Raw genomic sequence first — 20,744 nt, 5'->3', positions numbered from 1 at the left:
TGTCCGGGTTATCCCTTGGAGTCAATCAAACATACTTGTATGGTAGCATGAGTCGACCTCGAAGCAGATGCAAGGACTCCTCCCATGAAAATCGTTCGCGCGGATGTCATCGTCACCTGTCCCGGCCGGAACTTCGTCACATTGAAGATCGTCACGGACGAGGGCGTTCATGGCATCGGCGATGCGACGCTCAACGGCCGGGAGTTGGCGGTGGCGTCGTATCTGAAGGAACACGTCTGCCCGGCGCTCATCGGCCGCGATCCCGGTCGTATCGAAGACATCTGGCAGTTCCTCTACAAGGGTGCGTATTGGCGGCGCGGCCCGGTGACGATGACGGCGATCGCAGCCGTCGATGTGGCGCTGTGGGACATACTCGGCAAGGTGTCGGGGCTGCCGCTTTACCGGTTGCTTGGCGGCGCTTCGCGTGAAGCCGTCACGGTGTACGGGCACGCGACCGGCAGCGATATTTCCGAGGCGCTCGACCGATACGCCGAGCATATCGAGGCGGGCTACAAGGCGGTTCGTGTGCAATGCGGTGTGCCGAATATGCGCTCGGTCTACGGCGTGGCGAAAGGCGGGGGCGTCTACGAGCCGGCCACCAAAGGTGTCGTACAAGAGCACAGCTGGTCTTCGGAGAAATATCTGGATTTTGTGCCGAAGCTTTTCGAGGCCGTGCGCGCGCGCTTCGGATTCGAAACGCATTTGCTGCACGACGTTCATCATCGCCTGACCCCCATTGAAGCGGCGCGCCTCGGTAAGGCCGTCGAACCCTACCGGCTTTTCTGGCTCGAGGATCCGACTCCAGCCGAAAACCAGGCCGGCTTTCGGTTGATTCGCCAGCACACCGTCACGCCCATTGCCGTAGGCGAGGTATTCAACAGCATCTGGGACTGCAAGCAGCTCATCGAAGAGCAGTTGATCGACTATATCCGTGCGACGTTGACGCATGCGGGCGGCATCACGCATCTGCGCCGCGTGGCGGACTTTGCCTCGCTTTATCAGGTGCGTACCGGCTGTCACGGCCCGTCCGATCTGTCGCCAGTCTGCATGGGCGCCGCGTTGCATTTCGACCTGTGGGTGCCGAACTTCGGCGTACAGGAATACATGGGTTTTCCGCAAGCCGCGCTCGAAGTCTTCCCACATGCGTGGCGGTTCGAACGCGGCATGATGCACCCGGGCGAGGCGCCCGGGCATGGCGTCGATATCGACGAGGCATTGGCCGCGCGCTATCCCTACGACCCGGCCTATCTTCCCGTCGCGCGACTCGAAGACGGCACTCTCTGGAACTGGTAAGGAGTCCTCAATGCTGGCAGCCGTGCTTCACGAGCCGAAGCTCATTCGCGTCGATGACATCGAACGTCCCGAACCGGGGCCGGGGCAGGTTCGCGTGCGGGTACGCGCGGGCGGCATCTGCGGCTCGGACCTGTCCTACTACTTCAAAGGAAAGAGCGGCGACTTCGCCGTTCGAGAGCCGTTCATCCTCGGGCACGAGGTGTCGGGCGAAATCGACGCGCTTGGCCCGGGGGTGCCGGAATCGAGCGCGGCTGCCGGTGTCGCGGTGGGTCGGCGCGTCGCGGTCAATCCGGGTCTGACCTGCGGGCGCTGCCGATATTGCGTGGCAGGCATGCCGAACCACTGCCTCGATATGCGCTTCATGGGCAGCGCCTCGACGTTCCCGCATAGCCAGGGCATGTTCAGGCAGTACATCGTCGTTGCCGCGCATCAATGCGTGGCGGTACCCGAGACGCTCGATTTCGCGCAGGCATCGATGGCCGAACCGCTCGCGGTGGCGCTGCATGCGATTCGCCGCGCCGGCTCGCTCGTCGGCGCGCAGGTGCTCGTCGTCGGATGCGGTCCTATCGGTTGTCTGTTGCTGGCTACGGCGAGCCGTGCCGGCGCGCATCGGCTCGTGGCGATGGATCTTTCGAAGCGGGCCCTCGATATCGCGCGCGCAATGGGCGCCGATGAAACCGTCGATGCAGGCGATGCGGAAGTGGTATCGCGCTGGGCCGAGGCGCGCGGCACGTTCGACGTCGTCATCGAGGCGTCCGGCAGTCCCGCCGGGCTCGATACGGCGCTGCGCGCCGTGCGCGCGGGCGGCACCGTCGTTCAGGTGGGCAATCTGCCCGCCGGGCAGTCGCCGGTCGCGGCGAACCTCGTCATGTCCAAAGAGATTCGCTACACGGGCTCGTTCCGCTTTGCCGACGAATACGCGATTGCGGCGCACGAGATCGCGCAAGGCAAGCTCGATTTGAGGCCGCTGATGACACATTCGTTCGCGCTATCGCAGGCCAATCATGCATTCGAGGTGGCGTACGACCGGTCCCAATCGATGAAGGTTCATCTGCAGTTCGATTGAGTGGCCGCTATTCGAACGGGCGCTTCGTGCCGGTTCGCTGCATTTGCATTTTCACGTTTGTCGAATACGCCCGCGAAGAGGCGCGACAGCTTTGCATCGATGAAAGTCAGCGCTGACGCGCTAAGGAGACGCAATCATGTTCAAGAGCCAGCGATGGTACATCGTCGCCTTGTTTTTTCTGGCAGGCCTCGTCAACTACCTGGATCGCGCAGCGCTCTCGATCGCGGCGCCGTTGATCCAGCAAGACCTGCACTTCACGCATGCGCAGCTCGGCGTCGTGTTCAGCAGCTTCTTCGTTGGCTACGCCGTTTTCAACTTTGTCGGCGGAGTGCTATCGGACCGCTTCGGGGCCAAGCGCGTATTCGGCGCCGCCATGGCGATCTGGTCGATTTTCTGCGGTGCGACGGCACTGGCGACCGGCATCGCTTCGCTGATCGTGCTACGCGTGCTGTTCGGCATGGGTGAAGGGCCGTTCAGCTCGTCGAACAGCAAAATGGTCAACAACTGGTTCCCGAAGCGCGAAGTCGCCAGTGCGATCGGTGTTATCAGTTCCGGAACGCCGTTGGGCGGCGCGCTCGCAGGGCCCGTGGTCGGCTATCTTGCCGTGCGGTTCGGCTGGCGCTGGGCCTTCGTCGGCATCATGCTGCTCGGGCTGCTATGGCTCGTCGCCTGGGTGACGACGACGACCGACGAGCCGCGCGATCATCCGCGCATTTCCCGCTCCGAGCTCGAGCTGATCGAGAGCGGGCAACAACTGCGCGACACAGGTACCGCAGGCGCCATCGACGAAGAGTCCGCGCCGCTCACGCATTTTCTGCGGCAGCCGCTCGTGCTCGCCACGGCATGTGCGTTTTTCGCCTATAACTACGTGCTGTTTTTCTTCCTCTCGTGGTTTCCAACCTATCTGACCGAAGCGCATCACCTCAGTCTGCGCGACATGAGTATCGCAACGGTCATTCCATGGCTGCTCGGAAGCGTCGGGCTTGCCTCGGGCGGCTTCATTTCCGACGCCATTCTCAAGGTCACGGGACGACCGCTGCTGTCGCGCCGGATCGTGCTCGGCGTATGCCTTGGCGCGTCGGCGCTGTGCGTCGCGCTCGCGGGTGGGGTCAAAAGCACATCGGGCGCCGTCGCGCTGATGTCCGTATCGATTTTCTTCCTCTATGTAACAGGATCCGTGTACTGGGCCGTGATCCAGGATACGGTGCCGCGCCGGCACGTGGGCGGCGTCGGCGGCTTCGTGCACTTTCTCGCCAATCTCGCCGGCGTGGTCGGGCCGGCAGTCACCGGTTTCATCGTGCAAGCCGCGCATGGCTCGTACTCCAGTGCGTTCGTGCTGGCGGGCGGCATTGCCGTGGCCGGTGCGGTTTGCTCGATCGTGGGCATTCGCGAGCCGCGCCCAGCGGGCGTCCGCGTGGGGCGCGCATGGTAGTATGGTGCGAATTCGTCTGCGCTGGACGAAACGCCAAACGCCGATGCGCCCGGTGGCATACCCCGGGTTCCCTGAACCACCGCTGGGCGCACTGCGGCGTGTCGCACCGCTTCCCGCCGCTTTTGCGCTGATATGAAAACTTCGCTTTCCACCGCTGCCATTGCGCGTTCGGCCGCGCCGATCGGCCGGCCCGTGCCGGGTGCAACCGCCAGGCGCGGGCTGGCCGCCGCGCCACGCGCCGCGCTCCCCGATCTGGCCGGGCAGGTTTCGCCCGATTCGCACGAGCCGATCGGCGCCCAGATCTTCCGGGCGCTGCGCCAGGCGATCTTCATCGGACAGATGGTGCCTGGCACGCCGTTGTCGGAAAAGGAAGTCGCCGAGATGTTCCATGTGTCGCGACAACCCGTGCGCGAGGCGTTCATCAAGCTGGCCGAGGCTGGCGTGTTGCAGGTATTACCGCAGCGCGGCACGTTCGTGCGCAAGATCTCGCCGCGAAGAGTCCGCGAGGGGCGTTTCATTCGCGAGGCGATCGAGACAGCGGTGGCGCGCAAGGCGGCGGAGTCGATTACTGACGATCAACTGCTGGAGCTCGGCGAAAACCTCCGCGATCAGAGACTCGCCGCAAAGGTCAACGACACCGCGCGATTCCTCGCACTCGACGAGGCATTTCACTATTCGATCGCCCAATCGATCGATTGCATCGCCGCTTGGGAGACGATTCAGGACATCAAGGCGCAAATGGATCGCGTTCGATATCTGAGTCTTCCCGAAGTGTCGCCGCTCGATCTGTTGATTCGCCAGCACGCCAAGATCGTTTCGGCGCTGCGCGCACACGACCCGCTCGCGGCCGAGCAGGCCATGCGTGCGCACCTGCGGGAGATCCTCGTGTCGCTCGGTCCCGTCGCTGCGCGCCACCCCGACTGGTTCGACGCCGACGAGCCCGAACGCGTATCGCTTTGTACCTGACAGCCGCGCAGGCGACGCGCGGCGGCGGTAGGCGGTGACGCGTCGCCGACTCAGCGCGGTGCGCGAGCCTCTTGCGTCGGTGCACGGAACCGGTAGATGGCTGCCAAGCCCGTGCGCGAAGGCATGCGCTCGGCTGGCAGGACGATGACTTCGCCGCCCGCGCGCAAAACCTCCTGTGCGACATCGTCGAGCAGGGTATCGACCTCGCGATGATTGCGGCCGCTCGGCTCGCCCAGTCGGTCATCGGCCTCGGCGCGGCCGTCCGCGCGGCCATCGCTTTCCACCAGTAAAGCATCGACGCGGCCCTCGTGCGCGGCTTCGAGCGCCTCGCTGGCCATGTCGGTCGCGAGCCGTTTCGCCCAGGCCTCGCGATATTCGGCAACGCGCGCTTCGAAGTGCGATTCGCAGCGGCGGGCGAGTGAGCGCGCCGCCGCCGCGGCGAGCTCCGTCGGCTTTGCGTCGCCCGGGTAGGCGTCGATACGCTCGTCGAGCAAATGGGGATTGGACGAGACGCGGCGGAAAAGCGCCTGGTGCTCCGGCGTCGCCGCGAGGAGCAGCGGTAAGCCCGTCGGCTGCGAATGATGCTCGTATATGCCGCGGGCGAGCACACGGAAAAAGCGTTCCTCGTCTTCATTGACGACGTCGTGTTTCGACCCGCCGCCATGATGCGCGGTATAGCGATCGCCGCGGTTTTCCCCACCCTTTGCTGCTACGGCACGGTCCTCGCTTTGCGGGGCGGTGGCGGGCACGTCGAGCGCGCTTTTCGGCACGGAGGGGTGTAGTGCTACGGGTTCGAGACCGTAGACGTTGCCTTGATAGAGCGCCGCACTGTGCCGCGAGAGAACGAGCAGTTGAAACCTATCCGCGAATTGGAACTGCTCGATGAGCGGCTTCAGGTAAAAGGTGTCGGCGACGACTGCCCGCTCGGGCAAAGGCTGCGCGGTTCGCACCACGTGAAAAAAGTCCGGCGCGCCATAGACGGCGAGACCTTTGAACGTGTGGTCCCAGAAGCCTCGCTCGCCGATGAGTGCATCGAAACGAGCGAGCATCGGTTCGAGCACGCTGCTCGGATAACGTTCCGACGCGTTTTCGCGCAGGCGCCCCAGCAGGTTCCGATAGCGCAGCACATCCTGCTTGGTGTCGGGAAACGAACCGTGAACCGGTTGGCAGAGGCTCAGGCACGGACCCTGCCGCGGCGAGAGCAGCGTGGCGATATCGGATTGGCTGCGCGCGTCCATGAATGGCTCCTCGAGCGGTTAGACACGATGAGGTTTTTCGCAACGCACGTGCCCGCGCAAGCGTCGGCCGCACCCGCGCATCGTCATCGCGTGCTAAAAGAGTTCGGGTGGCCTGCGGTCCGTCAGCTCGCGCGGCGCCGAAGCGGCACGACATGCGGGGCACGCAAGGCGCGTGCCGCGTCACCGGTTGCCCGAGATCGAATGAGGTCGAGCGCCGCGGGCGTCGTGGGCCCGCTTGTCCGATTCGCCGATCGCTGCCGCGATCTCCTAGGCGGCCGCGGCGCTGCGTTGCTCGAGCGCGCGCACCTCGGACGCGACGACCTCGAACTCTCTTCGGTGTTCGCCCGCGCGTGCTCCAGGAGTTCGATGGGTGCCGTGGCGGGCCAACCCGGGTAAACGGCAGATTCACGGCAAACTTGAACAGAACGGTCCACCGGGCGAGTAGAATCCCACCCTTGTGCCGAATGCCGCCCACGAACGACCATGAACCCGAAATGACCGATACACCGCTTTCATCGCCCGATCTCGCCGCACAGGGGCTTTGCGACGAAGTACCTGAAACCCTGCACGAGGATCGTCTGTGGCGAGACGGGGGCTGGACTGCGCGCGTGGTCAAGAACGAAGACGACGACGGCTGGGCCGTTCAAATGATCAAGGACGGGGAACCGGAACCCGCGCTTGTCGGACCTTGGACAATGGGCCGCAACAAGAAGGATCCGAAGCCACTCGACACATCGGCATTCAATACCCTCGTAAAAACGGCTTCCGAGGTATTGCGCCGGCACGAGCAGCAACTGCGCGCGCAGCTGCACAAGCGGGTAACAGTAGCGGCGGCAACGGGCGACGATCAACTCGAGATCACATTGGACATCGTGCCCGACGAGGACGAGCCCTACGCACTATTGAGTGCGCTCGATTCCGCCGGCGAACGGCTTGCGCAGGTGCGTGTGGGGGCAACGTTCAAATTGAGCAAGGCGAGCGCCGCGGCTTGGGTGGAAAGCGAATTCCGCCGGCCTGGCTGATCGGGATACTTCGTGGAACAACTCGGTCACGCATTCCTCGTCGCGGTGTTGCGCGCGTTCTCGGTTCTACCTTATGCGCTGGTCGCGAGGCTTGGCAGTATGCTCGGCACGATGTTGTACGCGTTTCCGAGCCGCCGAAAACATATCGTATTGGTGAACTTGCGCCTGTGCTTTCCGGAGAAGAGCGCGCTCGAGCACGACGATCTCGCGAAGGCTCATTTTCGGCAGGTTGTCCGCAGCTATCTGGAGCGGGGTATTCAGTGGTTCGGTAGCGCCCGGGCTATTAGGGCGATCGTCCAGATCGACAGCAAACTCGATCTCGAAGACACGGATGCGCCGCCGACGATCTTCATGGGATTTCACTTCGTCGGGATCGAGGTCGGCTGCATGCTGTATTCGATGCAATTGCCTGTCGCGGCGTTGTACACGCGCATGTCGAATACGCGCATGTGCGAGCTGGCAAAGCGCCAGCGTGGCAGGTTCGGCGCGGAAATGATCGAGCGCTCCACGAGCGCGAGAAGGGTTCTCTCGATCCTGCGCTCAGGCAAGCCCGTGATGCTGGCAGCCGATATGGACCACGGTATCGAGAATTCTGTTTTTGCGCCGTTTTTCGGCGTTCCTGCGTGTACGTTGACTTCGGTCTCGCGGCTTGCCAAGTTGGGCCACGCGCGGGTCGTGCCGTTCGTGACCGAAGTGCTCCCGGATTTCAAGGGCTACAAGCTTACGATCTTCGAGCCGCTCGACGGTTTTCCGTCGGGGAACGATATGGACGATGCTTCGAGAATGAACGCATTTCTCGAGACGCAGATTCTGCGATTCCCCGATCAATACTACTGGGTACACCGGCGCTTCAAACACCGTCCGCCTGGGGTGCCAGGGGTGTACTAAGATGCAAAGCCCGCTAAAAAATTAGCATATCCCGTGTGGCTCGCATACTGCATCCGCTACATGATGATCGGAAGTGGTAGGAATATGTGCCGCTGGTGTTGGCGATTTACTCTCCCAGGTACGCTGCGCGTACCTTCGGATCACCGAGCATCTGCTTGGCCTCGCCTTCCATCGTCACGAGACCCGAGTCGATCACGTAGCCTCGATTGGCCGCCTGTAGCGCAAGACGCGCGTTCTGCTCCACGAGCAGCACCGTAATGCCTTCCGACGAGATCGTGCGCACCACTTCGAAAATCTTCTCCACCATGATCGGCGAGAGACCCATCGATGGCTCGTCGAGCAACAGAAGCTTCGGCTTGCTGATGATCGCGCGTGCCATGGCCAGCATCTGCTGCTCGCCGCCCGAGAGCGTGCCTGCGAGCTGCGTCGCACGTTCTTTCAGGCGCGGGAAGAAGCCGAACATACGGTCGACGTCCTTCCGGATGCCGTCGCTGTCGCTGCGCAGGTACGCGCCCATCTGCATATTTTCGAGGATCGACATGCGCGCGAAGATACCCCGGCCTTCCGGCACCATCGCGAGGCCGCGCTTGAGCAACTCGTGCGCCGGCACGCCCCTGATCGACTGGCCCATGTACTCGATGTCGCCAGCCGAGTACGGCTTCAGACCCGTGATCGCCTTCATCGTCGTGGTCTTGCCCGCGCCGTTCGCGCCGATCAGCGTCACCAGTTCGCCCTGCGCGACTTCCAGATCGACACCCTTGACCGCCTGGATGCCGCCGTAGTTGACCTGCAGCCCCTTGATTTTCAACATTGCCGTAGCCATCAGTGGACCCCCGCGCCCAGATATGCCTCGATCACTTTCGCGTCCTTCTGCACGTCTTGCGGCAAACCTTCGGCGATCACCTTGCCGTAGTCGAGCACGGTCATGCGGTTGCATAGGCCCATCACCAGCTTCACGTCGTGTTCGATCAGGAGGATCGTCTTGCCGTCGCCGCGGATCTTGTCGAGCAGCTTCGTGAGCTCGAGCTTCTCGGTCGCGTTCATGCCTGCAGCCGGCTCGTCGAGCGCGAGCAGCTTCGGATCGGTCGCGAGCGCGCGCGCGATTTCCAGACGGCGCTGGTGACCGTATGAGAGGTTGCGCGAGGTGTAGTCCGCGTATTGTGCGATGCCGACGTATTCGAGCAGCTCGATTGCATGTTCTTTGATCTCTCGCTCTTCCTGGCGTTCCGCCGGCGTTTGGAACACGGCACCGAACAGGCCATGCTTCGTGCGCACGTGGCGGCCCACCATCACGTTCTCCAGCGCGGTCATGCCACCGAACAGACGGATGTTCTGGAACGTACGGGCAATGCCCGCCTTCGCAACTTGATAAACGGCCGTCGGCATGTACGCCTCGCCGTCCAGCTTGAACTCACCGGAGTCCGGCGTGTAGAGCCCGGTGATTACGTTGAAGAACGTCGTCTTGCCAGCGCCGTTCGGGCCGATCAGGCCGTAGATGTTGCCCGCCGTAATTTCCAGGCCGACGTCGGACAGCGCCTGCAGCCCCCCGAAGCGCTTGTTCACGCCCGTCACGGACAGCCGAATGTTATCGCTCATGTGCAGTTCTCCCTGTCCTTAGGCGCACACCGGTTTGTTGCCGTTGCGTTTCGCGAGCTTCGCGATCTTGTCTTCATGCTTCGGCGACGGCCACAGGCCTTCGGAGCGGTACAGCATGATCAGCACCATCGCAAGACCGTAGAGGAGTTGACGGATCACTTCCGTATCGACAATCTGGTGACCGAAGACCGCGTTCTGCAGCGGCCCCATCGTCGAACGCAGAAATTCCGGGAAGATCGCGAGCAGCACCGCGCCGAGGATCACGCCCGGGATGTGGCCCATGCCGCCGAGCACCACGCACGCCAGCACGACAACCGATTCCCAGAAGGTGAACGATTCCGGCGACACGAAGCCCTGGAAGGCGCCGAACATCGCGCCCGACAGACCGCCGAACGATGCGCCCATCGCGAATGCGAGCAGTTTCACGTTACGCGTGTTGATGCCCATTGCCTTGGCGGCGATTTCATCTTCGCGAATGGCGGCCCAGGCGCGACCGATACGCGAGTGCTGCAACCGCGTACAGACCCAGATCACGAGCAGCGCGCAGATCACGAACACGTAGTAGTACATGTAGACCGACGTGAACATGAAGCCAAGGATCTCATGCGGCTGCGCGAGATCGAAGCCGAACACCCGCAGCGGCGCGATGCCGGTAATGCCCTGCGGCCCGTTGGTGATGTTCACCGGACGGTCGAGGTTGTTCATGAAGATCCGGACGATTTCCCCGAATCCCAAGGTCACGATCGCGAGGTAGTCGCCGCGCAGCCGCAAGGTGGGTGTGCCGAGCAGGAGACCCGCGATCGCCGCGAGCGCCATGGCGCACGGCACCACGATCCAGTACGGCGTATGCAGCCCGTCCGGGAACATGTTGGCGATCCACGCGAACTGCGTGGTGAGGTGCGGCGAAGTGAGCAGCGCGGCGACGTAGGCGCCCACCGCGTAGAACGCGATATAGCCCAGGTCCAGCAGGCCGGCGAAGCCCACCACCACGTTCAGGCCCAGCGCGAGCATCACATAGAGCATCGCGAAGTCGAGCACGCGCACCCAGTAGTTGCCGCCCGCGGCGCCGACCACGAAGGGCACCGCGGCAACGGCGATGGCGGTCACGACGCCCACTGCGAGGATCTTCGTCGTGTTCTTTTCGGGGATGAGCGTCGTCGACGGCTCGATCGATTGAATTGAAGTCATGTTCTGCTACTCCCTCTTATGCGCGGTCCGCGACACGTTCGCCCATGAGCCCCGACGGACGGAACACGAGCACGGCGATCAGCACGATGAATGCGAAGACGTCCTGATAGTTACTACCGAACACACCGCCGGTCAGGTTGCCGATGTAGCCTGCGCCGAGCTGTTCGATCAGGCCGAGCACCACACCGCCGACCATCGCGCCGCCGAGGTTGCCGATACCGCCCAGCACCGCGGCCGTGAAGGCCTTCATGCCGGGGATGAAACCCATGTAGAAGTGCGCGTTGCCGTATTCCGAGGCGATCATCACGCCGGCCAGCGCGGCGAGCGCGGAGCCGATCATGAACGTGGCCGAGATCACGAAGTTCGGGTTCACGCCCATCAGCGAAGCATTGTTCGGGTTCTCGGCAATCGAGCGCATGGCGCGGCCGAGCTTGGTCTTGTGCACGAGGAGCAGCAGACCCGCCATTACGATGAACGCGACGACGATGATGACGATTTCCGTCATCGAGATCACGGCGCCCACGCCGGTTCCAGTCGGCTCGATGACGTTGATCGGGTCGGTCGAGACGAGTTGGGGGAACGCCTGCGGATTGCGGCCCCAGATGATCATGGCGAACGTCTGCAGCAGGATCGATACACCGATCGCGGTGATCAGCGGTGCAAGGCGCGGCGCGCGACGCAGCGGCCGATACGCGACCTTTTCGATCGTGTACCCGACAACGGCACACACGATCGCGGCAATCGCGAGCGCAATACACAGCGTGGGGATGTTCCCGAGGCCCGGGAAGTGATTGTGGAGCACGTCGATCGCGGAGAGCGCGACCATGGCGCCTACCATGAGCACGTCGCCGTGCGCGAAGTTGATGATGCCCAGAATCCCGTACACCATGGTGTAACCGAGTGCAATGATGGCGTAGATGCTGCCAAGCACCAGTCCGTTGATCAACTGCTGAAGAAAGATGTCCATATCCGGTTCAGAACGTCCGGCCGTTGTGCGTTTGCGGGAATTACGCCCTGCGCGACGGGACCGCTCCTCGGTAGCCAGCGCGTTTCGCTATCAATGCGGCGGGAGTGAGGAAAAAGAAGAAGTAGGACAGACACAGCCGCATCGCTGCAGTTGTGCCTGATTGGCCAGCAGATCCTCGCGGGTTAATTCTTCAGGTAGTCGAGGAGGGTTTGCTTTCCACCGACGTACTTGTAGAGAGAAATCGTCCCGTGGACCAGGTCGCCCTTCGAGTCGAACTGCGTCTGGCCGAGAACGCCCTCATAGTTCGTCGCTGGCATTGCGGCAAGAATCTTGTCTGGGGCCGTCGAGCCCGCACGCTTCATCGCTTCGGCAATGACGTATACAGCGTCATAAGCGAATGGCGAGTTCAGGACAGGGTGTGTACCGAAGCGTTTTTCGTAGCGCTGCATGAAGGCCGGACCCTTCGGCATCTTCTCGAGCGGCGAGCCTGCGATGGAGCAGATCACGTCATCGGCTGCGGCGCCGGCGAGTTTTGAAAGGTCGTCGGCGCACAGGCCGTCGCCTGCAAGAATCTTCTGCGTCATGCCGAGCTGCTTAGCCTGCTTCGCAAACGGGCCACCGGTCGCGTCGAGGCCGCCATACATGATTACGTCGGGATGCTCACCCTTGATTTTTGTAAGGATCGCGCGGAAGTCGGTGGCCTTATCGTTGGTCGCGTCGTGCGAAACCACTGAAAGGCCGTCTGCCTTCGCACGTTTCTCGAATTCATTGGCCAGACCCTGGCCGTATGCGGTGGCGTCGTCGACGATAGCGACCGTCCTGACTTTTAGCGTCCGCGTCGCGTAATCGGCGAGGGCCGGCCCTTGCTGGGCATCGGTTGCAACCACGCGGTATGCGGTCTTGAAGCCCTGTTGCGTGTACGCCGGATTCGTAGCGGACGGCGAGACCTGCACGATACCGGCATCACGGTAGATCTTGGACGCCGGAATCGTCGTTCCCGAATTCATGTGACCGACTATCGCCACTACCTTGTCGTCGACAAGCTTTTGTGCGACCTGCGTGGCTTGGCGCGGATCGCCAGCATCGTCCTCGGCGTCGAGAACCAGTATGACTTTCTTTCCGCCGACGACAAGCCCCTTTTCGTTGATTTCCTCGACCGCGAGCCTCGCGCCGTTCTCAGTGTCCTTGCCCAGATATGAAGCCGGACCGGTCAGAGGTGCGACTTCACCGATCTTCACGGTTTCGTCGGCATGCGCCACCCCGGCAGAAACGGCGGCCAGGGCCCCCAGAATGCCAAAGGTCGTCGCACGGCGACCCAATATTTTGCTCTTGGTCATTGCATTACCTCATCGATAGTTATCTGCATCGAGGTCAATCCGCTGGATTGTCCCCGTCGCCTCCGTCCTGGTACCGCGCGGCATGTGGTCTGCGCTGGCGAGACAAATTTATGCGGACACAAACTAGCGGCATTGCACCGATTTGCCAGAAAACAGAAGAAATGCGACAGCGGCGATGCGTGTCGTGCGGTCCTATAATGGCGTCACACCGATCATTCGCGCCGCCCATGGTTTCCTCCGACGTTCCCCCGGCCAAAGCGCCGCCGGCCCACAAACTGGTGGAGCGGCTTGACTCACTTTCTACGGCAACCGACTCGCCCCAGGGGCGCGCCGGCGCGGAGCTCAACGTCGGAATCCTGCTATGGCCGCGCTTTCCGCTCCTGTCGCTCGGCGGGCTCTGCGACGCGTTACGTCACGCTGCCGATCGCAGCGATCAAAGTCGCCAGTTGCGCTGTCTCTGGACGACGATTGGCGTGCACGACACCACCGTCGAATCGAGCTGCGGAATCGCTGTACCGGTGCAGGCGGCCTTTCCGGAAGTCGGGCAGTTCGACTACATCGTCGTCATCGGCGGCCTGCTGCCGCATCTCGATAAGGTGGACAGGCGCTACTGGGACTATCTGAGCGCCGCTGCGCAAGCGGGCGTTCCGCTGGTCGGCATCTGCACCGGCAGCTTCGTCCTCGCCCATGCCGGACTCATGCAGGATCACGTCGCGTGCGTGCACAGCTTTCACTTCGACGACTATCGCGACAGGTTTCCTGGACTACGCGTCGTCACGCATGCCGACTACCTCATCGACGGGGATCGCATCACGTGTGCGGGCGGCATCTCGGTCATCGAGCTCGCTGCGCGGCTCGTCAATCTGCATTGCGGACCTGACCGCGCATCAAAGGTGATTCACCAGATGACCGTCAGCCGGCAGGCCGGCGCATCGTTCATCGAGCGCCGCCGCGCACTTGGCTACCTGTCGGTGGACGACGCAACCGTCCGCCATGCTGCGCTGCTCATGGAGGAAAACCTCGAAGCGCCGCTCAATATCGCGGTGATCGCGAAGATGATCGGCACTAGCGTCCGTCAGCTCGAGCGGGCGTTCGTGGCCGAAATGAAGGTATCGCCGAATGAGTTCTATCGCGGTATGCGGCTACGATACGCACGCTGGATGCTGCTGAACACCGGGCGCAAGGTCACGGACATCGCATACGAGTGCGGTTTCGCTGATTCCGCGCATTTCATCAGGGTCTTCCGCGAGACCTACGGCGTGACGCCGGGCAAGCTGCGCGGCTCGCGCACAGGTCCAACCGAAGACTGAAGCTCGGCGACGGCGGCGATGCCATCAGCGCGCCCCTGTCCGGCGGCGGTTCGTTGTCGCGTTTCTTCTATTTTTTTGCTCATCGGTGCAATCCCGCTGGTGTCGCCTGGCTCAACATCCTGTCTCATGTGAGTGGGCCGTGAAACAGGGGAAACAAGCGACATGCAGATTGCCGTATTGGGTGCAGGTGTCATCGGTCTGTCGAGCGCCTATTATTTGAACCGGGCCGGACATCAGGTCATCGTCATCGACCGGCATGGTGAGGTGGCCACCGAAACCAGCTTCGGCAACGGTGGCCAGTTATCGTACAGCTACGTCGCGCCACTGGCGGGGCCGGGCGTATTGTCGAAGCTGCCCGCGTGGCTCACTCGGCGGGACTCGCCGGTGCGCTTTCGACCGTTCGTGAGCGCGGAGCAGTGGCTCTGGTGCCTGAAATTCTTGTTCGCTTGCACGCAACGGCGTTGCAAGCTCACCACGAGCGAATTGCTCTCGCTCTCGTTCGCGAGCCGTGCGCTCATGCACCAACTCGTGCGCGACGAACCCACGCTCGACTTCGACTTTCAGCACTCTGGAAAGCTCGTCCTGCACCGCGACGCTGCTGCGATGCAAGGCGCCATCGATCTGCTCGATTTTCAGCGCTCGCTCGGCTGCGAGCAGGAGGCGCTATCCGCCGACGAATGCGTCGCGCTCGAACCCGCGCTGGCTCATGTGCGCGAACGGATCGTCGGCGGCATCTATACGCGCAGCGAAGATACAGCCGATTGCCATCGCTTCAGCAAAGGTCTCGAAGCCATTTTGAGGGCGCGCGGCGTGCGGTTTTCGATGAATACGCGCATCGACGCACTGGATGTCGCCAAAGGCGGACACATCGTGGCGCGCAGCTGTGGCAGGGCGCTCGAAGCGGACCATGTCGTCGTGGCTGCCGGGGCCGGCGCAACGCATCTGCTTCAGCCTTTGGGCCTTCACGTGCCTGTTTATCCGCTGAAGGGCTACAGCTTGACCTACCCGCTGGGACCGCAGTCGATCGCGCCGACGTTGAGTGTCACCGATTTCTCACGCAAAGTGGTCTATGCGCGTCTTGGTGACCGGTTGCGCGTGGCGGGCATGGCTGACTTCGACGGCTACTCCCTCAAGCTGGATCCGTCGCGCGTTGCCGCGCTACGTGCGGAGGTCGCCGCGCTGTTCCCTCAGGTCGTAGCCGATCACGCCGAGGGGACGGAGTGGACCGGGCTGCGTCCCGCCACGCCACGCGGCACGCCGATTATCGGGCCCACGCGTTATCCGAATCTCTGGCTCAACATTGGACATGGCGCGCTCGGTTTCACGTTGGCCGCCGGGTCGGCCGCGTTGCTCACGGGTTGGATCGACGGAAAGCCCGATCAGTCGTTGTCCAACCTTTTCTCGCTCGTTTAATGGGCCGTACAAGGTGTGACGCGCGGCTGTCCTCCCTCACAAATTCCTCGAATCGATACCGAATGAAAGACAAGCCCAACATTGTGGTCATCGGCACGGGCGGTACGATTGCCGGCCGTGGCGCAAGCGCCGTCGACACCTCCTCCTACGCATGCTCCGTGCTGACGATCGATGAAATCCTGTCAGCCATTCCGGAAGCGTCGTCGCTTGCGAACCTGAGCGCGGAACAGCTACTGCAGAGAGGCTCGGAGAACTTCAACGAACAGCACCTGCTCATGATCGGGAAGCGGATATCCGAGATACTCAAGAACGATACGGTAGACGGCGTCATTCTCACGCATGGCACCGACACCATTGAGGAGACCGCGTACTTTCTGCATCTGACGTTGAAGAGCGTGAAGCCCGTCGTCGTGGTCGGCTCCATGCGGCCGCCATCGGCGATGAGCTCCGACGCGTCGCTGAATCTCTACGATGCGATTGCGGTAGCCACTCACCCGTCTTCGCATGGAAAAGGAACGCTCGTCGTCGCAAACCAGGAGATCCATACTGCTCGAGACGTCACGAAGACAAACAGCTTCAAGCTCGAGGCATTCGGCTCGCCCTACGGCGCGCTCGGTTACGTGATCCAAGGCAAGCCTCGCTACTACCGTACGCCATCGCGAGATCACACTGTTTCCACGCCGTGGTCCATCGACGACATCGAGGTGTTGCCGAAAGTCGTCGTCGTATATGCCTATGGCGCGCTTGAGAGTGAACTGGTCCGCGCCATTGCGGCGGATGCGGGCGGCCTTGTATTCGCTGGCACTGGCAATGGCAACATCGCTGAACATATGGTCGAGCCGCTGCGGGAGGCAGCGCGTGAGGGGCTGCACGTAGTGAGGGCCTCACGGACAGGGAGCGGCGTAGTGATCCGCAACGGCGCACAGCCTGACGACGATTATGACTGGATCGTCGTCGACGATCAGCCGCCTCAAAAGGCTCGCATTCTCTTGATGCTGGCGATGCTGAGCAATCCGGACGAGCGCCGCGCACTGCAGGCAGCCTTCTATCGCTTTTGACCCCTGCCAGAAAACACAATGTACATAGTTACCGACGATCAGGTCCGCCGCCTGATCACGATGAGCGACGCCATTGAAGCGCTGCGCTTCGCGCTTGCTGAACAAGGCAGCCGAAGAGCGAAGATCCAGCCGCGCGTACGGACGCTCGGCGAAGACGTGTCGTTGAGTACCATGGGAGCAATCTTGCCCGGCGCTGGTGTGTGCGGCGCGAAGGTATATTCGACGCACAAGGGGGTTTTCGACTTCGTGATTCCCTTGTTCTCCACACATGATGGAAGATTGCTGTCCATCATCCATGGCGGAGCGCTCACGGAATATCGCACAGCGGCGGTGACCCGCATTGCGTTTGACGCATTCGGCTGCGCCGACGCGAAGGTGCTCGCGATATTCGGAACCGGCGTGCAGGCAAGAGCGCACATCCGGGCTCTCGCCGACAAATCGGGCATCGAGCGCGTGCTGATTGTCGGCAGCGAGGGCGTGCAGGAAGCGGTTGCGCAAATGCAGGCACGCTACGCTGGCGTATGCTTCGAGGCGTCCACGTCCGACATGGCGGTGCAGGCAGCCGACGTCGTTGTCACCGCTACGCGCAGCACCATACCGCTCTTCGACGGTGCCAACCTCAAGCCGGGAACCTTCGTCGCTGCGATCGGCTCCAGCAAGCCGAGCGCGCGCGAAATCGACGACACGACGCTTTCTCGAGCCGGCATGATCGTCGTCGAATCGCTCGCGCAGGCAGAGGAAGAGGCGGGGGATCTACTGATGGCGGCGCCGGGGATGGTTGACTGGAGCACCATTGTGGAGCTCGGCGACGTCATCGCCAATGGCTATGACCAGGAGCGAGCGCGTGGCGAAATAACAGTCTTCAAATCCCTTGGGATTGCGCTTGCCGATGTTGCGCTCGGCGAGTTGGTCACGCGCAGGGCAATGGCAGCGGCGGAATGTGGCGGGCCAGTTCTTTGACGGGACCAGACGCCCAGATGTCCCGGTTGAGACACCGGCGAATGTCTCCCCGTGGCCGATGGCGGACTAGCAAGTGGCCGGCTGTGACCTTCGCCCATGCATCGTGTGGCGCGCAACATGGAGCGCTACCGTACCGACGCCAAATGCTGGGCGTGCGAGTATGCAATCTGATAGAACGACGCGCGTGGCTACGATGGGAAAGGTCACCTTCAACACGCTAACCCTCGTTACGGCGTTGGGCGCTGGACTGCCTCCGGTGCTCTGCGATGCCCATGCGCTCGATCCGCAACTCGACTGTAAATCGAATGCGCACGAGTTCATCGCCGCGCTTGTGGGCGACAAGGCCATCGAGGCGAAGCCTATGCGCATTGAGCCGAACTCGGTCAACGCGTTTCGGCCAGCGCACGGCAGTGATTTGACGGCATTCGGCTTTCGCGTCTATGCGGTCTTCGGGTATGAACCGAACGATGCGATGTTCAAACAGGGAAGTGGCCATCCGGCTACGGCGTCATCGTACGGCGTGGTAGTAACGGGCCCTGCCGAGTCGGTCGAGGCGCGCGTTCGCCAAGCGGGCAGCGACGCCATTATTCATGAAGTGGTTCCCCTCTTGATTACAGCTGTGCTATGCGAAGGGCATTGAGTTGGGCGCGTGGTTCAGGCATCGCGGGTCAGGGCATTCGCGCAGTGGCTGCGCGATACCTTCCACGTGGCAGGCTGAATCTGAGCAGCTGAGCCGCCACCGCGATCGAACGGCTACTCCTCCAAACAAGACCCCGAGCATGGCGCGATGTGGCCTTGACGCAGGAGCTCACTGGCTCGAGCTGCCCCCACCGCTTCGCTAAAATGAAAGCCTTGCGCATTCGTCGCCCGATTCGTCGCAGCCAACAACGCACGCTGTTGCTCGGTCTCCACGCCTTGTGCAATGACTCCAATCCCGAGATCATGCGCCAAGGTAACGATGGCACAGATCGTCGCCGCACTCTCAGGATCGCTGGTGGACCGTTGGACGAGAGATTGCGCAATCTTGAGATGGTTCACGCGATAAGCCTTGATATAGTCAAACGACGCGAATTCGCTACCAAAATCGTCGATGGCGATCTTCGCGCCGAGTTCATGTAGCCGGGCGAGTACGTCGTTATGTGCCCACGACAGCCTAGCCAGCGTAGCCTCGGTCACGTCGAACTCCAGATCCGAGGGCGCGAGATGCCACTTCGCGGCGGTTTCAGTGACATCGCGCAAGAACGCTTGAGCGCTCTTGAGTTCGAATAGAGACAGATTGATCGCGATCATCAGCGGGGCCACCCCCTCAACGCGCCATGCTCTCATTTGCCGGCACGCCTGGTCGAAAACCCAATGTCCGAGCGCTGCCATCGTGCCGTCCCTCTCGGCGATCGGAATGAAAACACCGGGGGAAATGACGCCCCGCGTGGGATGATGCCAGCGAATCAACCCTTCCATCCCTAAGATATTGCCGGAGGACAACTCGACCTCGGGCTGGTACCGGAGTTCCAACTCGCCGCGATCGATCGCTCCCCTCAAGTCCGCGGCGAGTGCGACACGTTCGAGCACCTCTCGGTCGAGTTCGTTGGAATGAAAGTGCCACCGGCTGCCACCGTTGCGCTTTGCACGCAGGAGCGCTAACTCGGCCAGCGCCAGCATGGCGTCCGCATCACTGTCGTCCTGGACATACGGACAGATGCCAATGCTCGCCGACATACGCACATCGTTTCCATTGAGCACATAGGGATACGCCAGCGCCGTTTGGAGTTTCGCAGCCAGTTCCCCGGCGTTCGTCGGCTCGCCCATCTCGCTCTGCAGCACGACAAATACGTCGCGGCCCAGGCGGGCAATAAAATCGTTTTCGCACGTGCAGTTCCTGAGGCGCTTTGCCGCCTCTCGAAGCAGGAGGTCGCCGATCGGGTGACCCAGTCTGTCATCGACCCGCTTGAAATGGTCGAGATCGACAAGGAGGATCGCAAAGGGCATGCCGCAATGTTGGGCGGCAGCAAAGGCCCGGCGCAAACGCGCGAGGAAGCTGGCCCGATTCGCCAAACCCGTGAGCGTATCGGTGGGGGCCAAGCGCGCCATCTTTTCCTCCGCTGCCTTGCGCTCGGTGATGTCGACGATGATCCCTTCAACTTCGATTAGCCGCCCACGCTTGTCGCGGACTGGGACGTAGCGATTCTCGACGAAACGGCAAGCGCCGCCACCAGTGCGTAAGCGCAACTCGATCGAGATGTCGCCGGCGTCGTTTTCCAGGACGCGCGCGAGGGCCGCATCGACCTTGGCGTGGTCGTCCGGATCGACAAGCTCGTTGGCCCAGGACTGCGAGACCAGTAAGGCAGTGCAATCGTGGCCGAAGTGGGTGATGCCATGCGAAATGTAGATGAGCGGAAACGAAGGCTCGCCACGCAGACGGTAAAGGATGACTGGACTGTCCTGGATGTTGACATTGGCGTTCGCAAGCGCTTTGGTTCTTCCCTCGACAGCCTCTTCCAGGCTGCTCGTCTTGAATGCCGCCGCTTTGGTCATCTGCCACTTCGTGGTCAGCACGCAGGCCGCCTGGCGGATCTCAACGTTGTCCAACGGCTTCTTGAGAATGAGCACGCGATGGTCTGCGCCCAGGCGCCCCGTCAACGTCCCCCAGGGGTAATCGGAATGCGAGCTGCACAGCACCAATTGCAACTGTGGATCCACTTGCCAGAGTCGGTCGAGGGCTCGAAGGCTGTCGGGGCCGGGCTGCATAGGCATGTCGAAGAAGGCCATTGCATAGGGCTTGTTCTCGGCCAGCGCACGCGCGACCCGCTCCAGCGCATCCTCGCCCGGATACGCGGAATCGATCTGAAACACTTCGCTCGAGGCTGGAACCTCGCCGAAGAAGGACGTCTGGGTTGTGGTCGGCGCAATTTCACAGCCCAGGAGGATCTGGCGGAAAATCTGGTGAGTCGCGTCATTGTGATTGATCATCAGCACACGGCGATTAACCGCACCGAGTTGCTCAGTCGCGCGG

The 20,744-nt window shown here is 62.2% G+C and carries 18 protein-coding genes; 11 read left to right on the top strand and 7 right to left on the bottom strand.

What is annotated here, in order from left to right:
- Positions 1-84: 84 nt before the first annotated feature.
- The 4 genes from manD (at position 85) to GWC77_RS07190 (ending at position 4,757) form a co-directional block, all read left to right on the top strand.
- The gene (gene manD, locus GWC77_RS07205; RefSeq protein WP_173256214.1) at positions 85-1,293 is read left to right on the top strand and encodes a D-mannonate dehydratase ManD; all 1,209 of its coding nucleotides are present in this window, start codon (positions 85-87) and stop codon (positions 1,291-1,293) included.
- A 10-nt stretch (positions 1,294-1,303) separates the two neighbouring features.
- Entirely contained in the window at positions 1,304-2,359 is a 1,056-nt protein-coding gene (locus GWC77_RS07200; protein WP_173256213.1) for an L-idonate 5-dehydrogenase, read from the top strand.
- 136 nt (positions 2,360-2,495) lie between these two features.
- Entirely contained in the window at positions 2,496-3,791 is a 1,296-nt protein-coding gene (locus GWC77_RS07195; protein WP_173256212.1) for an MFS transporter, read from the top strand.
- A 132-nt stretch (positions 3,792-3,923) separates the two neighbouring features.
- The gene (locus tag GWC77_RS07190) at positions 3,924-4,757 is read left to right on the top strand and encodes a GntR family transcriptional regulator (RefSeq protein ID WP_173256211.1); all 834 of its coding nucleotides are present in this window, start codon (positions 3,924-3,926) and stop codon (positions 4,755-4,757) included.
- Positions 4,758-4,807: 50 nt separating this feature from the next.
- Here GWC77_RS07190 and GWC77_RS07185 read toward each other — a convergent pair whose 3' ends face one another.
- Positions 4,808-5,995 carry a hypothetical protein gene (locus GWC77_RS07185; protein WP_173256210.1) on the bottom strand — a complete coding sequence of 396 codons (1,188 nt, stop codon included), beginning with the start codon at positions 5,993-5,995 and terminating at the stop codon, positions 4,808-4,810.
- 494 nt (positions 5,996-6,489) lie between these two features.
- Between GWC77_RS07185 and GWC77_RS07180 the strand changes: the two genes are divergently transcribed.
- Both GWC77_RS07180 and GWC77_RS07175 read left to right on the top strand, forming a co-directional pair.
- A complete protein-coding gene (locus tag GWC77_RS07180) occupies positions 6,490-7,017 on the top strand; it encodes a hypothetical protein (RefSeq protein ID WP_173256209.1) in 528 nt (175 codons plus the stop codon).
- A 12-nt stretch (positions 7,018-7,029) separates the two neighbouring features.
- Positions 7,030-7,905 carry a lipid A biosynthesis lauroyl acyltransferase gene (locus GWC77_RS07175; RefSeq protein ID WP_173256208.1) on the top strand — a complete coding sequence of 292 codons (876 nt, stop codon included), beginning with the start codon at positions 7,030-7,032 and terminating at the stop codon, positions 7,903-7,905.
- 106 nt (positions 7,906-8,011) lie between these two features.
- Here GWC77_RS07175 and GWC77_RS07170 read toward each other — a convergent pair whose 3' ends face one another.
- The 5 genes from GWC77_RS07170 to GWC77_RS07150 all read right to left on the bottom strand — a co-directional run bounded on the left by GWC77_RS07170 (position 8,012) and on the right by GWC77_RS07150 (position 12,993).
- Positions 8,012-8,728 (bottom strand): ABC transporter ATP-binding protein, encoded by a 717-nt coding sequence (locus tag GWC77_RS07170; protein WP_173256207.1) that lies wholly within the window; start codon positions 8,726-8,728, stop codon positions 8,012-8,014.
- Positions 8,728-9,501: an ABC transporter ATP-binding protein gene (locus GWC77_RS07165; protein ID WP_173256206.1), complete on the bottom strand. Its 774-nt coding sequence runs from the start codon at positions 9,499-9,501 to the stop codon at positions 8,728-8,730. The genes GWC77_RS07170 and GWC77_RS07165 overlap by 1 nt, the downstream gene beginning before the upstream one ends.
- 18 nt (positions 9,502-9,519) lie before the next feature.
- Positions 9,520-10,689: a branched-chain amino acid ABC transporter permease gene (locus GWC77_RS07160; RefSeq protein WP_173256205.1), complete on the bottom strand. Its 1,170-nt coding sequence runs from the start codon at positions 10,687-10,689 to the stop codon at positions 9,520-9,522.
- A gap of 16 nt (positions 10,690-10,705) precedes the next feature.
- Complete coding sequence (locus tag GWC77_RS07155; RefSeq protein WP_173256204.1) at positions 10,706-11,656, bottom strand: branched-chain amino acid ABC transporter permease; 951 nt, start codon at positions 11,654-11,656, stop codon at positions 10,706-10,708.
- Between the two features lie 182 nt (positions 11,657-11,838).
- Positions 11,839-12,993, bottom strand: a complete 1,155-nt coding sequence (locus tag GWC77_RS07150) for a branched-chain amino acid ABC transporter substrate-binding protein (RefSeq protein WP_173256203.1) — start codon at positions 12,991-12,993, stop codon at positions 11,839-11,841.
- Positions 12,994-13,220: 227 nt separating this feature from the next.
- On the opposite strand from GWC77_RS07150, the gene GWC77_RS07145 reads away from it, so the two are divergent.
- The 5 genes from GWC77_RS07145 (at position 13,221) to GWC77_RS07125 (ending at position 18,374) form a co-directional block, all read left to right on the top strand.
- Positions 13,221-14,303, top strand: a complete 1,083-nt coding sequence (locus GWC77_RS07145; RefSeq protein WP_254366855.1) for a GlxA family transcriptional regulator — start codon at positions 13,221-13,223, stop codon at positions 14,301-14,303.
- A 162-nt stretch (positions 14,304-14,465) separates the two neighbouring features.
- Positions 14,466-15,716, top strand: a complete 1,251-nt coding sequence (locus GWC77_RS07140) for a D-amino acid dehydrogenase (RefSeq protein WP_173256201.1) — start codon at positions 14,466-14,468, stop codon at positions 15,714-15,716.
- The gene (locus GWC77_RS07135; protein ID WP_173256200.1) at positions 15,716-16,774 is read left to right on the top strand and encodes an asparaginase; all 1,059 of its coding nucleotides are present in this window, start codon (positions 15,716-15,718) and stop codon (positions 16,772-16,774) included. The genes GWC77_RS07140 and GWC77_RS07135 overlap by 1 nt, the downstream gene beginning before the upstream one ends.
- A gap of 18 nt (positions 16,775-16,792) precedes the next feature.
- Positions 16,793-17,734 (top strand): ornithine cyclodeaminase family protein, encoded by a 942-nt coding sequence (locus tag GWC77_RS07130; protein WP_173256199.1) that lies wholly within the window; start codon positions 16,793-16,795, stop codon positions 17,732-17,734.
- 193 nt (positions 17,735-17,927) lie between these two features.
- Positions 17,928-18,374 (top strand): hypothetical protein, encoded by a 447-nt coding sequence (locus GWC77_RS07125; protein ID WP_173256198.1) that lies wholly within the window; start codon positions 17,928-17,930, stop codon positions 18,372-18,374.
- A gap of 113 nt (positions 18,375-18,487) precedes the next feature.
- Here GWC77_RS07125 and GWC77_RS07120 read toward each other — a convergent pair whose 3' ends face one another.
- Positions 18,488-20,701 carry a bifunctional diguanylate cyclase/phosphodiesterase gene (locus GWC77_RS07120; RefSeq protein WP_254366853.1) on the bottom strand — a complete coding sequence of 738 codons (2,214 nt, stop codon included), beginning with the start codon at positions 20,699-20,701 and terminating at the stop codon, positions 18,488-18,490.
- Between the last annotated feature and the right edge of the window lie 43 nt (positions 20,702-20,744).

It is taken from the genome of Paraburkholderia sp. NMBU_R16, from assembly GCF_013282575.1.
Lineage (GTDB): Bacteria > Pseudomonadota > Gammaproteobacteria > Burkholderiales > Burkholderiaceae > Trinickia.
Note: the sequence above shows the minus strand (reverse complement) of the source record. Positions and strands in the feature narration are given on the sequence as shown.

Excerpts from the sequence above, each read along its gene's own strand:
- GWC77_RS07150 (WP_173256203.1), bottom strand. The coding sequence starts at position 12,993 with ATGACCAAGAGCAAAATATTGGGTCGCCGTGCGACGACCTTTGGCATT.
- GWC77_RS07160 (WP_173256205.1), bottom strand. The coding sequence starts at position 10,689 with ATGACTTCAATTCAATCGATCGAGCCGTCGACGACGCTCATCCCCGAA.
- GWC77_RS07185 (WP_173256210.1), bottom strand. The coding sequence starts at position 5,995 with ATGGACGCGCGCAGCCAATCCGATATCGCCACGCTGCTCTCGCCGCGG.
- GWC77_RS07180 (WP_173256209.1), top strand. The coding sequence starts at position 6,490 with ATGACCGATACACCGCTTTCATCGCCCGATCTCGCCGCACAGGGGCTT.
- GWC77_RS07120 (WP_254366853.1), bottom strand. The coding sequence starts at position 20,701 with ATGATCAATCACAATGACGCGACTCACCAGATTTTCCGCCAGATCCTC.
- GWC77_RS07165 (WP_173256206.1), bottom strand. The coding sequence starts at position 9,501 with ATGAGCGATAACATTCGGCTGTCCGTGACGGGCGTGAACAAGCGCTTC.
- GWC77_RS07135 (WP_173256200.1), top strand. The coding sequence starts at position 15,716 with ATGGGCCGTACAAGGTGTGACGCGCGGCTGTCCTCCCTCACAAATTCC.
- GWC77_RS07130 (WP_173256199.1), top strand. The coding sequence starts at position 16,793 with ATGTACATAGTTACCGACGATCAGGTCCGCCGCCTGATCACGATGAGC.
- GWC77_RS07140 (WP_173256201.1), top strand. The coding sequence starts at position 14,466 with ATGCAGATTGCCGTATTGGGTGCAGGTGTCATCGGTCTGTCGAGCGCC.
- GWC77_RS07195 (WP_173256212.1), top strand. The coding sequence starts at position 2,496 with ATGTTCAAGAGCCAGCGATGGTACATCGTCGCCTTGTTTTTTCTGGCA.
- GWC77_RS07145 (WP_254366855.1), top strand. The coding sequence starts at position 13,221 with ATGGTTTCCTCCGACGTTCCCCCGGCCAAAGCGCCGCCGGCCCACAAA.
- GWC77_RS07125 (WP_173256198.1), top strand. The coding sequence starts at position 17,928 with ATGGGAAAGGTCACCTTCAACACGCTAACCCTCGTTACGGCGTTGGGC.
- GWC77_RS07155 (WP_173256204.1), bottom strand. The coding sequence starts at position 11,656 with ATGGACATCTTTCTTCAGCAGTTGATCAACGGACTGGTGCTTGGCAGC.
- GWC77_RS07200 (WP_173256213.1), top strand. The coding sequence starts at position 1,304 with ATGCTGGCAGCCGTGCTTCACGAGCCGAAGCTCATTCGCGTCGATGAC.
- manD (WP_173256214.1), top strand. The coding sequence starts at position 85 with ATGAAAATCGTTCGCGCGGATGTCATCGTCACCTGTCCCGGCCGGAAC.
- GWC77_RS07190 (WP_173256211.1), top strand. The coding sequence starts at position 3,924 with ATGAAAACTTCGCTTTCCACCGCTGCCATTGCGCGTTCGGCCGCGCCG.
- GWC77_RS07170 (WP_173256207.1), bottom strand. The coding sequence starts at position 8,728 with ATGGCTACGGCAATGTTGAAAATCAAGGGGCTGCAGGTCAACTACGGC.